Genomic DNA, 12,487 nt, shown 5'->3' with positions numbered 1-12,487 from the left:
CACATGCCTGATTTACCTGGAAAAATCACTGCGCACGATGCCGTGCCGCTGCAGCTTGTCATAGAAGGTCTTGCGCGGAATGCCGAGCGCCTCGATGGTGCGCCGGACATCGCCGTCATTGCGGCCAAGTGTCTCGCGGATGACATCGGCTTCATAGCGCTCAAGCCGTTCCGGCAGTGAACTGGGATCATCCGCTTCCGCCGAGGTGGAAGGCGGCGCGTGGCCCACCTCCTCCAGTCCGAGCACGAATCGTTCGGCGAAATGCGCCAGTTCGCGCACATTGCCCGGCCAGTCATGCTGGCTGAGATAGCGATGCACCGAGGCAGGCACGGCAGGCATTTGACGGCGGAAGCGGGCGGCGGCTCGCTCGGCGAAGTAGAAGAACAGCAGGGCGATGTCGTCGCGACGTTCGCGCAGCGGCGGGATCGAGATCGTCACCACGTTGAGCCGGTAGTAGAGGTCCTCGCGGAAGGCGCCGCGCTGGCCGGGATCGCCGAGATCGACCTTGGCGGCGGCGACGACGCGCAGGTCGACCGGCCGGATCTCATTGGTGCCGAGCGGCGTCACCTCGCGCATTTCCAGCACCCTGAGCATCTGCACCTGGGTCGAGGCCGGCATGCTTTCAATCTCATCGAGGAACAGCGTGCCGCCGCTCGAATGCTCGATGCGGCCAATCCGCTTCTTCTGTGCGCCGGTGAAGGCGCCGGCCTCATGGCCGAACAATTCGCTTTCGATCACCGTGTCCGGCAGCGTGCCGCAATTCAGCGCCACGAAATTGCCCTTGGCGCGCCGGCTCCAGCGATGCAGCAGGCTGGCCACCACCTCCTTGCCGGAGCCGGTCTCACCGGTCACCAGCACATCGACATCGGTGTCGGCGATTTGCCTGAGCGTGCGGCGCAGCCGCTCCATGGCCGGCGTCTGGCCGATCAGCGGCAGCCCGTCCTGCGCCTGCTCTGCGCCCTCGCGCAAGGCCCGGTTCTCCATCACCAGTCGCCGCTTTTCGGCCGCCCGCGCTACACTTTGCGCCAGCCGGTCGGCGGCGAAAGGCTTGGTGATGAAGTCGTAGGCGCCATCCTTGATCGCCTTGACCGCAACCGCGATGTCGCCATGCCCGGTGACCAGGATCACCGGAATATCGGGGTCGAGTTGCAAGACGCGGTCGAACAGCTGCAGGCCATCGATGCCGGGCATTCTGATATCGGACACCACCACGCCGGGAAAATTGGCGTCGAGCCCGGCCAGCGCCTCGGCCGCCGCCGCAAAGGCAGACACCGAAAAGCCGGCAAGCTCCAGCGTCTGCCGCGTAGCTCGCAGCAATTCGCTGTCGTCATCGATCAGGATGACCGGTGCGGTGTCCATCATGCTGCCCTGGCGAGGTGAACGGTGAAGCGCGTGCCGTCTCTGCCGCTCGCCACCTCGATGCGTCCGCCATAATCGGCGATGATGTCCTGCGAGATGACGAGACCGAGCCCGAGGCCCTTTTCCTTCGACGTGTTGAACGGCGTGAACAACGACTTGAGGATGGCGGGCGAAATGCCCGGTCCGTTGTCGGCGACGGCAAGCGCCACGCCGTCGGCCGTTTCCTGCGCCGACACCTGAACTTTGGCACCGTCGCGGCCGTCCAGCGCCTCCAGCGCATTCTGGAACAGGTTGATCAGCACCTGCTCCAGCCGCAGCCGGTTGCCCATCACCTTGAGCGTCGGCGGCGGAAGCGTGATATCAAGCGCGTCCAGCCGGCCGGCAAAGCGGCTTCGAAGCAGCACCACGGCCCCTTCGATGACGCCGCGCAATTCGACCGGTTCGGCTGCCGTGCGTCCCTTGCGGGCAAAGACCTTCAACTCCTCGGTAATGCCGCCGATACGCTCCGTCAGCGCGGCAATCGCGCCAAGATTCTCTTCTGCCGAGGCGGTTTGCTTGCGTTCCAGGAACACACGCGCATTGTCGGCATAGGCGCGGATCGTCGCCACCGGCTGGTTGATCTCATGCGCGACCCCAGCTGCAACCTGGCCGAGGGTGGCAAGACGGTTGGCCTGCACCAGCTCCTGCTGCATGACCTGCAGCTTGGCCTCGGTGCTGCGGTGATCGGTGATCTCGGCCTGCAGCCGGTCGCGCGCCAGGCTCAAATCACGCGTCCGCTCGACGACCCGGCGTTCCAGCTCGATGCGCGCCGCCTGTTCGGCGGCAATGCGCATCTGCGCCGATTGCCGGCGCCACAGGAGATAGCCGGCCAGCGCCAGCAGCGGCACCACGACGCCCAGGGCCAGCAACCGCATTTCACGCACCGCAGCCGCGATCGGCGCTTCGGCCGGGACGAGATAGTCGAGCCGCCATGGCGTCGATTGGACCAGTGTCGAAAGCCTGAGATATTCGGCATCGCCACCGCCCGGCGTTATCGCATGCACCATCGACACGTCAGGGCTCAATGCCTCGAGACCGGTGATCGGCAACGGGATCAGTGGCGCGTTGCCGAATTGCTGGCTGTCGCGGATGGCGGCAGCCAGCGGGCCGGCAAGCGGCGCCGTGGTCATGAAGCGCCACGACGGCACGCTGGTGATCAGCACGACGCCGTGGTCGTCGCTGACATAGGCCGGGCGGTTGGCCTCATGCCAGTCGGCTTCGAGCTGGTCGAACTCCATCTTGACGACGACGACGCCGAGCGGTGCTGCCGCATTGCCGACGCGCCGCGAAATGTAGAGGCCGGGGCGCTTGCTGGTATTGCCCAGTGCGAAATATTCGGCGGTCCCGGATTGCATGGCATCGGAGAAATAGGCGCGGAAACCATAGTCGTTGCCGACGAAGCTGGTCGCCTCGCGCCAGTTGCTGGAAGCGATCGCGAACCCGTCGACGCCGGTGACGTAAAGCACAGAAGCCTTGGTGCCTGAGACCAGCCCTTCGAGTTTGCGGTTGAGCACGTCGATCGCGACCGCGCCTTTGTTCTGCAGGGCGTCATGAACCTGCTGGTCCTCGGACAAAAGCAGCGGCAGTGCCCGCGGGCTTTCCAGCACCGCACGTAGCAGCGCGACCTTGAGATTGGCATCGGTGCGGCCTTGCGCGGCCAGCGTTGCGACCTCGGCGCGGCGTGCATAAAGGCCGGCGCCGGTGAGCGCCGTCGCCACGATCACCAGCGCGATCGCCGCAAACAGCAGCCAGGCACGGCGCGCGCGTTTGCCGAGTTGCTCGGGCGTCGGCGACAGAACCGCGGCAGGGCGTTGCAACATCGCCCATTTGTGCATGATTTCGCACAAAGCACAATTCGCTTATGCGGATGTCCGCACTTCCCTTCAAGCCAATACGGCGTTGGTTCTCAAAAATAGTCAATAAAATCAAGGTGTACGACCTCGCCACGCAGTTTGGCATGGCAGTTGCAATCATCCACTCAGCAGTCGCGAGGCTGCTGGAGGTCAAAACAACTTGCCCCGGGAGGTCGAGCTTTCGATCGGGGCGTCATGGAGGACGTCATGCAGCCAGCATTCGCTGCCGCCGAACCGCGCGGCAAGGTACCCTTTTATCGGCATCTTTATGTCCAGGTCCTGACGGCGATTGCCGCCGGCGTCCTGCTCGGTCATTTCTATCCCGAACTCGGTGCTTCGCTGAAACCGCTCGGCGATGCCTTCATCAAGCTGGTCAAGATGGTGATCGCCCCGGTCATCTTCCTGACGGTGACGACCGGCATTGCCGGCGTTTCCGACCTGAAAAAGGTCGGCCGCGTCGCCGGCAAGGCGATGATCTACTTCCTGGTGTTCTCGACGCTGGCACTGGTCGTCGGCCTGGTCGTCTCCAACGTCGTCCAGCCGGGCGCCGGCATGCACATCAATGCGGCGACGCTCGATCCCTCGAAAGTCGCGACCTTCACCGAGAAGGCGCATGACACGACCATTGTCGGCTTCCTCCTCAACATCATTCCCGACACCATCACCGGCGCATTCGCCCAGGGCGACATCCTGCAGGTGCTGTTCTTCTCGGTGCTGTTCGGCATCTCGCTCGCGCTGGTCGGTGACCGTGGTCGTCCGGTTGTCGACTTCCTGCAGGCGCTGACGTCGCCGATCTTCCGCCTCGTCGCCATCCTGATGAAGGCCGCCCCCATCGGCGCGTTCGGAGCCATGGCCTTCACCGTCGGCAAATACGGCATCGGCGCGATCGCCAATCTCGCCTTCCTGATCGGCACCTTCTACCTGACATCGCTGCTCTTCGTGCTGGTCGTGCTTGGCACTGTTGCATGGTACAACGGCTTCTCGATCCTGGCGCTGATCCGCTACATCAAGGAAGAGCTGCTTCTGGTGCTCGGCACCTCGTCTTCGGAAGCCGCTCTTCCCGGCCTGATGGCCAAGATGGAGCGCGCCGGCTGCAACCGTTCGGTGGTCGGACTGGTCATCCCGACCGGCTATTCCTTCAACCTCGACGGCACCAACATCTACATGACACTGGCTGCCCTGTTCATCGCTCAGGCGACCGACACGCCGCTCACCTATGGCGACCAGATCCTGCTGCTGCTCGTCGCCATGCTGAGCTCGAAGGGTGCCGCCGGCATCACCGGCGCCGGCTTCATCACGCTGGCGGCGACGCTCTCTGTGGTGCCTACGGTGCCGGTCGCAGGCATGGCGCTGATCCTCGGCGTCGACCGCTTCATGTCGGAATGCCGCGCGCTGACCAACTTCGTCGGCAATGCGGTGGCGACCATCGTCGTGGCACGCTGGGAAGGTGAACTCGACCAGACCAAGTTCGCCGCCGCCATGGCCGGCACATTGTCCGAGGAGGCCGACCTGGCGCTCTCGGGCGATCTGCAGCCCGCCTGATCTCCCAAGGCGTTCGACCTCAAGGCCGCAGCCGCTTCGCCGGCTGCGGCCCTTTTCTTTTCCGCCCGCAACGCGGCTGGCGCTGGCCGGGCCTTCCCGGCTAGGGTGCACGCTGTTTCCAGACCCGAAAGGCAGCCGATGAGCAGTCCGTATCCCGAAATCTATCTGGTCCGTCATGGCGAGACGGAGTGGAGCGCTTCGGGAAAACACACCGGCCGCACTGACATCCCGTTGACGCCAAAGGGCGAGGCCGCCGCCCGCGGCGTGGCGGACCGGCTCAATGGCCTGTCCTTCCAGGCGGTGTGGTCTAGTCCGTCGCAGCGCGCCTTCAACACCTGTAGGCTGGCGGGTTTCGGCGCCGTTGCCGTCAAGAAAGATGACCTGCAGGAATGGGACTATGGCGCCTATGAGGGCGTGAAGACCAAAGAGATTCTGGCTGAGCGCCCCGCCTGGCAATTGTTTCGCGATGGCTGTCCCGGCGGCGAGGCTGCGGCGGATGTCGGCGCCAGGGCCGATACGATTATCGCCAGGCTGCGCGCCATCGGGGGCAACGTGCTGGTGTTTTCGAGCTCGCATTTCCTGCGTGTGCTGGCCGCGCGCTGGCTCGGCCTGCCGCCCGAAGGCGGCGCGCACTTCGTGCTCGACACCGCCAGCATCAGCATCCTCGGCTACGAGCACGATTTGACCGAGCCGGTCCTTCGCAGGTGGAACCAGAAATAGGCGGGCTGGAGCGACAATCACTGCGGTCCGTGCCACTCAGGACGCGAGCATCGCCAAATCCTCTGCTGTCAAATGCCGCGCCTTACCCTTGGCGAGTTCGCCGAGCTGCAGGCCGCCGATCGCCACCCTGACCAGCCTCAGCACCTCGATATCGAAGGCGCCGAGCAGGCGGCGGATCTGGCGGTTGCGGCCCTCATCGAGCACGATCTCCAGCCAGGCTGTGCGGCCGCCGCTGCGCAGCACCTCGATCGAACTTGCGGTCAGCAAGTCGCCATCGACGACCGCGCCTTCGCGGAACCGCGCCAGCATCGCCTCGTCGGGCACAGCGCCGACCTGCACGTGATAGGTCTTGGCGACATGCGACGCCGGATCGAGCAGGCCATTCGCCCAGCGCGTGTCGTTGGTCATCAGCAACAGCCCTTCGCTGGCCTTGTCGAGGCGCCCGACCGGCGACACGAAAGGCAGGTCGAGCCCGGTGAGGCAGTCATAGACAGTGCCGCGCCCCTCGGGGTCGTCGCGGGTGGTGACCAGCCCGCGCGGTTTGTTGATCATCAGGTAGACTTTTGCCTCGCCGACGATGTGCTCGTTGTCGACGGTGATGCGGTCCCGGCCGAGATCGACGCGCAGCGACGGATCGCGCGCCACCTTGCCGCCAACCCGCACCCGCCCTTCGGCGATCAGCTGCTCGGCCTGCTTGCGCGAACACAGGCCGAGTTTGGAAAGCGCCCGGTTGAGGCTGACGCCTGCCCTGGCGGCGCCTTGTCGGGCGATATTCGGCGGCCGTGCCATGATCCTGCTTTGCTTGTCCCAATGATAGGCATCGACAGATGCCACGCCGTGCAATGATTTCGCAACCTGTTCTCGACAGAGGCCGAGTTCTCCAGCTCAGGGGCATCGGGCCCAGCGCCAGCCATGGAACGCGACCGGGCAAAAGACGTTATTGCTGACGTGCGATCTGTCGCGAAAGGCCCGCCATGAAGAAGAAGACCTACGAAAAACCGACGCTGGTGAAGCGAGGCAGGCTTACCCACGCAACGGCTCAGATCGTCGCTTCCGGGGTCATTCTGGGTGAATAGTCTCAAGACAACGGAAGGGATAAGCCGATGAGCGAGCGCGGCGTTGATTTTCTGCAAGGCTGGATACACGAGTACCTGCCGGGCGAATTGCCTGACCGACAAGGCAACGGCTCGAACCCTGACTACGCTGGCAGCTCTGGATGCCCGGCATTTGGGCCTTGAGGTCAGCGAGATCGAAGAGGATTTGGGTTCGCTGGAACGGGTAATTTTCGAGGCGCTCGATCAGCCCGATATCTGAGCCCATCGCCTTCCTGGCGGTGGGCTTTTCTACGATTGCATCCCCTTTGGCGCGTAGCCTATGCGGCACGCGCCGATTGCGCTGCCCGGGCCGGCGGCAATTCGAACACAGTGGCGCCGTTCTCCTGGCCGCGTTCGACATAACCGATGACGCGGAACCATTTGGCGACGTCAGCCCGCCGCAGCCAGCTGCGCGAGTGGATGGGAAGGTTGCCGGCGAGCGCCTGGATATGGCGGATGTGGCGTCGGCAGAAGCGGACCGTCGCGGCGCTGAAAAAACCCTCCTGCGCGGCAAACAGTGTGTCGGCGGCGTCGCTGTTCTCATGCCAGGCGACGATCGCCACCGTCTTGTCGCCCTCGACCAGCGCGTGAGCGCGGCCTTCCTTCAAATTCATCATCAGATTGTCGTAGGCGACTTTGCTGTCCTTGCCGGCGGCAACATACTCGTCCGACATCCGCCTGGACAAATCCCGGAAAACACCTTCGAGATCGCCGATCGTAGCTGCGCGTGCTCTCATTTCTCCTCCTGCAGCCCCGGTAGGCAGTTTGCACTAGGAAGAGGCGATCACCAAGCAAATCAAATCCGCCAAACGGCCGATGCGCGCAAAGTGATTTCGACCTGCGGGGCGCGGTGGAACCGAATGGGCTCTGCCGAATTGACTCGCGGTCGCATTGGGAGGGAAAACATGCAGGACCAGCATTTCGATGAGCCGGTTGGCGTCGCGCTCGGCAGGTCCAGAAACACGATCTACAAGGTGGAGCGTGTCGCGCAGGCTGCTGACATCCTCATCAACCGCTGGCCCGCGAAGACGGGCCGGTACCACGTTGCCGCCCGCAAAGCCTGCCTTGGCGTTCTCGAAGGCCTGAAAGAGGCGCATCATGCCCGGGCCGCCTTCGTCAATGCGGCGATCGAGGCCGATATCCTGGTCGAGCGCGACCGTCAGGGTTGAGCGTCCACCACGTTTCATCGCCTGTTCGTTTGCGTAGACTGACAGCCGGTCCGGAGCCTTTCATGTGCAACGATTATGAGCAGCATATCCTCTGGGCTGAATATTGCCGGATGCTGGAGTCGTTGGCACTCGAGATTCCGACCCACCAAACCGAACTTGACCTGCCGCAGGCGGACGACATCCACATCAATGATCCGGCCCCGATCATGCGCGCCGCCGGCGACACCGGCGTTGTTGAACTGGCTTCGATGACGCTCGGATTTCCACCGGCCGGGCCGAAAGGCGGACCCGTGTTCAACTTCCGCTCCGAAGGTCGGCAATTCGGGAGCAGCAAACGCTGCCTCGTTCCGGCATCCGCCTTCTTCGAGTTCACCGGCACCAAATATCCGAAGGCCAAGCATCGCTTCACCCTCAACGGTTCTCCGTTCATGGCCATCGCAGGGCTCTGGCGTGAAGCCGTCGGCAACAAGCCCCCCAGCTTCACCATGCTGACGACCGATCCTGGACCGGATATCGCGCCCTATCACAATCGGCAGGTGGTGGTCCTTCAGCCTGAGAATTGGTCCGCCTGGCTCAATATGACGAAGTCCGAAGCCGAATTGTTACAGCCGCTTCCGGCAGGCTCGCTGGGTGTGGAAACTGTGCGCCCCGAAAATTCATAATTCAGTTGTGCAGGCGCACCAGCATACTCAGCGGCACCAGGTCCAGAATCCGTCTGCAGAGGTCGCCCTTGACTAACGGCACGAACGCCTTGCCGCTGTCGAAGAGCTTGGCGCGAGGAAGGAGCATGGCGATATCCGCGGCCTCGCCGGGCTCCAGGCGATGCGAATGCATTCCCATCAGCTTGGCAGCTCCTTCGGCCGCCTCGCCGACCTGATCCTCGCCGCCATGCCTTCTTCACATGGAGAAGCGCGCGGGCAGCCGGCGTCAAAACATTAAGTGAGGCTCCGAAGTGACGGTCCAGATTTATAAGCAGGGCGGTGCCTGTATCGCTTAGCCAACACCAATGCTCCCTTGATCGACTTTGGATGTGGCTGACTTGCGCCTCAATGTTCCTGATAGCCGTGGTGCCTTTAGGCCCAGGCATCGGTGCAGCCAACGCGGAGGAAATTGCCAATCTTCTTTCCTATGGAGCAGAAGCCGGAATTAACGTCACGATTGGGGACGGTCTGGCATCGACACCGATCGTATGGGCGGACCCATCCCATCTGGCGCGGCATGAGATGATTTAGTGGTGGTCGCCTCGCATAGCAGCACTTGGACGAGCTGTTCCCTTGCGTCCTATGACATACACGATATTGCCATTTCGGACCCGTTTCATTTAGCTGCGTGTAAGGATGATTCTAGCAACTGATCACGAAAGTTGGCGTATAGGATCGCGTTGCCAAAACCAGTCAAATGGTCGCCGTCGAAAAACATCGGCGCTCCGTCGCGGAACGCGGAACATGTGTTCGATGGACACAATGTCGGAAAGGGGTCCCAAACAACAACGTTGGTGGTAGCTCGCGCCAAATTCATTTCCGCTTCAACAACATTGCGGCGTCTTTCCTGAAGCTCGTCGCGAGGAACCTCAAAGCCTGGCTTACACGCTGGGTTCGCGCGATTGAACCAGTCTGAACAACGGTAGGGCGCGGATCTGAAAATGGGCTTCGGCGCTTCGAGGATAACTCGGGCACCCGAGACGGCGACAGCCGCTACAAAATTCGCGAGTTCGCGCACCGCGACCTCGTCAATGTCCCCTCCTGGGTAAATGGATGCCTCAGGGCCACCCCCTTGATCGCGGAATCTCACGACACGCAGCCCCGGCAAAAAAACAACGTCACTGGGCTTGATGGAAAACGTAATTTCCTCAATGACCGCATCAAGGAACGTATTGCACGTCTCTGACATTTTCGCCCGGCTCTTCATCATGTTCATGAATGAGCACCCTGGCTGGTTGTACAACGACACTTCAAATGGCTGATCTTGCACCAAGCGACCAAGCATCCCGATGTAAGCTAGAGCGTGAGAGTCTCCGGGCACCAGCAGTCTTCGCACGGCTCTGTCGCCGCAATTTTCTCGTTCGATTGTCGTGACGTATCCAGCACGCAAGGGCCTATCGCTTCGAATAATCTTGCAATCGCCAAAAGCGCTTGGCAACAGGTCGGGTCGCCAGACCCGTACATCGCTTGTTACACTCAGCGACATCTGCTCGCGAGCATCGAAGACAGTCCGTGTAAGCGCTGTTGCAGCAACGATGGCAATGACACCGCCTCCAACGACAATACGGCGAGGAAGCGCGCGCATCGCATTTGACCCGCGAAATGGCTTCTCGATAAACTCGTAAGACGCGATTGCGAAAATGACCGCAACGGCAACTGCTGTGAGCCTCACGCTTAGAGTGTCGAGGCCAACGGTCCATCTTGCCAGTACAAAGACAGGCCAGTGCCAGAGATAGAGCGAATAGGAAATCCGACCGACAAAGGTTGATGACCGACTGGCTAACGCCGTCGCTAGAGCCGTATCGGAACGGACAGCCACTGCTGCGATCATCGCAGCCGTACCGAGGACGGGAAAGAGGGCCCACGGATACGGAAAGCCGCTTGCATCGGTCAACAGCAAGGAAGCAGCAACTGCAGCGACACCGATGAACCCAATACCTTCCACTCCAAAGCGAGGCAGGGAAACGATTGACCGCCGCCAAGAACTCACCGACAGCGCAAGCGCCATACCCACTCCTAACTCCCAGAACCGGCTTGGGATTTGATAGAAGGCGAACTGTAAATTACTGCGAGTAGCTTCCGCACACACCAGGAGCGAGGCTAGGGACACGGTTACGGCCAGCCAGAAGGTGTGTGAACCGGACCTTTTGAGCCCCTGCACCACCGTTAACGCCATCAAGAATGGAAATAGGAGATAGAACTGCTCTTCGACCCCTAGCGACCAGGTATGCGTAAACGGATTGAACTCAGCCCGGGGGTCGAAGTAGGCGTTATCCCGACCTGCGAGCCAAATGTTGCTAGCACCCAAAAAGGCCAAAAGCGCAGTTTTTCTGTTAATATCGCTTAGCCAAGCGTTCGGAATAAATAAATTTGTAACTATTGCAAAGAATAAAAGCATCGCGACCAGAGCTGGAGCAATGCGCAATATCCGTCTGGCGTAGAAGAACGACAGGAGGCCGGGGATGCTGCTAAAATCCCGGTCTTTGACCGAGAGCGTCACTACAAAGCCGGAGATCACAAAAAATATATCGACGCCTGCGAACCCCCCCGGTAGCCACGAGCCATTCAGATGATAGAGCAGCACCGCCAGGACGGCGATTGCCCGAAGCCCGTCAATCGCTGGTATATACCCTTCTCCGGATCGCGATTGGCTTGAAAGTTCGAGCATCTTCTCGAGACCACCTGTAAAAACAATGTTCCGGGAGGCCTTTTCGGAAAATTCACATGCAGGAGCATTCGACGAAGAACGCTATCATGCGAGCTCTGATTGTCCCAGTCCGCATTCGATAGCCTCCCACACACAAAAGGCCTAGGGAACGCCATCAGAAGGCGTATTTTTGGCGATTCGGACCGGGTCTTAAACCGTTTATGCGCTCGCGGCGATGCTAGGAGTTCACTACATGTCACCTGGTGAGAACAGTTGCTCGGTCTCTCAAAATTGGCTGCCCAACGGAATAAAGTCGTGCTATCGAAACGTGCTATTGTCTGGCGTTGAGCATGTTGGGCGTCGATTCTCGGCTTCTCCAACCATTGTGACCTCCCTCAGGCCATCCCAACACAACAACGTTAGTGAGCTATATTCGATCCACGTAGCTCGCCTACGCGATGTCCGACCGCGGTAAAACTCTTAGTCGCCGCCCGAATCGGATTGGGAGAGCTCTCGGGACAGACACAAAAATTTCTCTTGCTTTTTGCTCCAACCGGCCGAACGATTAGGGAGCTTGGGTAGTCGGGTTTCGGGTGATGGGCGGTCCCATTGACCATAGGCCGCCTTGTTCAACTGTCGAGTTGGTGCGACTGCTGCTCGCCGGCGTCCGGCCGGCGATACAATCTCCGTCAAGGAAACTATTGCGGTCATTCGCGCGCGTGATCCGGGCTTAGTTGAGACGGATTGCGAGCTCGTGAAACTGATTGTCTCAGATGCAGTATGTTGGCGCTTTCGTTGCCTTCGGTCGCAAACCCAAGATCGATCAGCTGTTGATGGAGGGGCACGTCGCGGGCTTCGTTGGTTTTAACCGTTCCTGCCTCGGGGGTGATGCGGGTTGTCCAAATGCGATCTTGTGTGAACGCATCCTGTTTTCGCAACTGCGCGAGTTCGCCCACCCGGGCTCCCGTGAACGCACACAGCCATGGAATCCAACGCTTGGCGACAAAAGTCTTCGGACTTTCCTGTCTTCGCTGGCGAGACAAAGCGCCCTGAAGGATGGCTTTGGCCTCTTCGTCTGAAAGGCTCTTCGATCTGAGCCGCGCCGTTTTTCCTATCTTCAAGGTGACGCCTGCCGCCGGATTATGGGTGACAAGCCCGTTTGCAACTCCCCAATCAAAGACAACTTTCAAGGCCGACAGATTACTGTCCTTGACTGTCTTCGCCGAAACCATTTTGCCGGTCTTAGGGGGGCTCAGGCGATGTTTTTTGATTCCAATGATCTCCTTGGCTGTCACTCTCGCCGTAAGCGGTGTTTCCGGACCACCTTTCGGGAGTGGTCTCGATCTGTGAGGTTGCCGGTTCT

The 12,487-nt window shown here is 61.0% G+C and carries 12 protein-coding genes and 1 pseudogene; 6 read left to right on the top strand and 7 right to left on the bottom strand.

The features are described 5' to 3' along the window. Nucleotides 1-12: 12 nt before the first annotated feature. Complete coding sequence (locus tag ACWGTO_RS29870; RefSeq protein ID WP_454578374.1) at nucleotides 13-1,362, bottom strand: sigma-54-dependent transcriptional regulator; 1,350 nt, start codon at nucleotides 1,360-1,362, stop codon at nucleotides 13-15. Next, nucleotides 1,359-3,218: a sensor histidine kinase gene (locus ACWGTO_RS29865; protein WP_454578373.1), complete on the bottom strand. Its 1,860-nt coding sequence runs from the start codon at nucleotides 3,216-3,218 to the stop codon at nucleotides 1,359-1,361. The genes ACWGTO_RS29870 and ACWGTO_RS29865 overlap by 4 nt, the downstream gene beginning before the upstream one ends. A gap of 240 nt (nucleotides 3,219-3,458) precedes the next feature. On the opposite strand from ACWGTO_RS29865, the gene ACWGTO_RS29860 reads away from it, so the two are divergent. Further along, nucleotides 3,459-4,793 carry a dicarboxylate/amino acid:cation symporter gene (locus ACWGTO_RS29860; RefSeq protein WP_454578372.1) on the top strand — a complete coding sequence of 445 codons (1,335 nt, stop codon included), beginning with the start codon at nucleotides 3,459-3,461 and terminating at the stop codon, nucleotides 4,791-4,793. Between the two features lie 138 nt (nucleotides 4,794-4,931). Then, nucleotides 4,932-5,513: a histidine phosphatase family protein gene (locus ACWGTO_RS29855; protein ID WP_454578371.1), complete on the top strand. Its 582-nt coding sequence runs from the start codon at nucleotides 4,932-4,934 to the stop codon at nucleotides 5,511-5,513. A gap of 36 nt (nucleotides 5,514-5,549) precedes the next feature. Here ACWGTO_RS29855 and ACWGTO_RS29850 read toward each other — a convergent pair whose 3' ends face one another. Continuing rightward, a complete protein-coding gene (locus tag ACWGTO_RS29850; protein ID WP_454578390.1) occupies nucleotides 5,550-6,302 on the bottom strand; it encodes a pseudouridine synthase in 753 nt (250 codons plus the stop codon). A gap of 185 nt (nucleotides 6,303-6,487) precedes the next feature. On the opposite strand from ACWGTO_RS29850, the gene ACWGTO_RS29845 reads away from it, so the two are divergent. Both ACWGTO_RS29845 and ACWGTO_RS29840 read left to right on the top strand, forming a co-directional pair. Beyond that, nucleotides 6,488-6,589: a putative RiPP precursor gene (locus ACWGTO_RS29845; RefSeq protein ID WP_454578370.1), complete on the top strand. Its 102-nt coding sequence runs from the start codon at nucleotides 6,488-6,490 to the stop codon at nucleotides 6,587-6,589. A 43-nt stretch (nucleotides 6,590-6,632) separates the two neighbouring features. Continuing rightward, the gene (locus ACWGTO_RS29840) at nucleotides 6,633-6,827 is read left to right on the top strand and encodes a hypothetical protein (RefSeq protein WP_454578369.1); all 195 of its coding nucleotides are present in this window, start codon (nucleotides 6,633-6,635) and stop codon (nucleotides 6,825-6,827) included. Between the two features lie 58 nt (nucleotides 6,828-6,885). On the opposite strand, the gene ACWGTO_RS29835 is transcribed toward ACWGTO_RS29840, so the two are convergent. After that, nucleotides 6,886-7,344, bottom strand: coding sequence for a hypothetical protein (locus ACWGTO_RS29835; RefSeq protein WP_454578368.1), 459 nt, complete (start codon nucleotides 7,342-7,344; stop codon nucleotides 6,886-6,888). 168 nt (nucleotides 7,345-7,512) lie between these two features. On the opposite strand from ACWGTO_RS29835, the gene ACWGTO_RS29830 reads away from it, so the two are divergent. Both ACWGTO_RS29830 and ACWGTO_RS29825 read left to right on the top strand, forming a co-directional pair. Then, nucleotides 7,513-7,776, top strand: coding sequence for a DUF982 domain-containing protein (locus ACWGTO_RS29830; protein WP_454578367.1), 264 nt, complete (start codon nucleotides 7,513-7,515; stop codon nucleotides 7,774-7,776). Nucleotides 7,777-7,838: 62 nt separating this feature from the next. Further along, nucleotides 7,839-8,438 (top strand): SOS response-associated peptidase, encoded by a 600-nt coding sequence (locus ACWGTO_RS29825; protein ID WP_454578389.1) that lies wholly within the window; start codon nucleotides 7,839-7,841, stop codon nucleotides 8,436-8,438. 1 nt (nucleotide 8,439) lies between these two features. Here ACWGTO_RS29825 and ACWGTO_RS29820 read toward each other — a convergent pair whose 3' ends face one another. From ACWGTO_RS29820 to ACWGTO_RS29810, 3 genes and pseudogenes are all read right to left on the bottom strand, one after another. Continuing rightward, entirely contained in the window at nucleotides 8,440-8,616 is a 177-nt protein-coding gene (locus tag ACWGTO_RS29820) for a hypothetical protein (RefSeq protein ID WP_454578366.1), read from the bottom strand. Nucleotides 8,617-9,093: 477 nt separating this feature from the next. Beyond that, complete coding sequence (locus ACWGTO_RS29815) at nucleotides 9,094-11,145, bottom strand: acyltransferase family protein (RefSeq protein ID WP_454578365.1); 2,052 nt, start codon at nucleotides 11,143-11,145, stop codon at nucleotides 9,094-9,096. 686 nt (nucleotides 11,146-11,831) lie between these two features. Beyond that, nucleotides 11,832-12,487, bottom strand: a pseudogene (locus ACWGTO_RS29810) (hypothetical protein); the annotation flags it as partial.

The organism is Mesorhizobium sp. PL10 (assembly GCF_053714315.1).
Note: the sequence above shows the minus strand (reverse complement) of the source record. Positions and strands in the feature narration are given on the sequence as shown.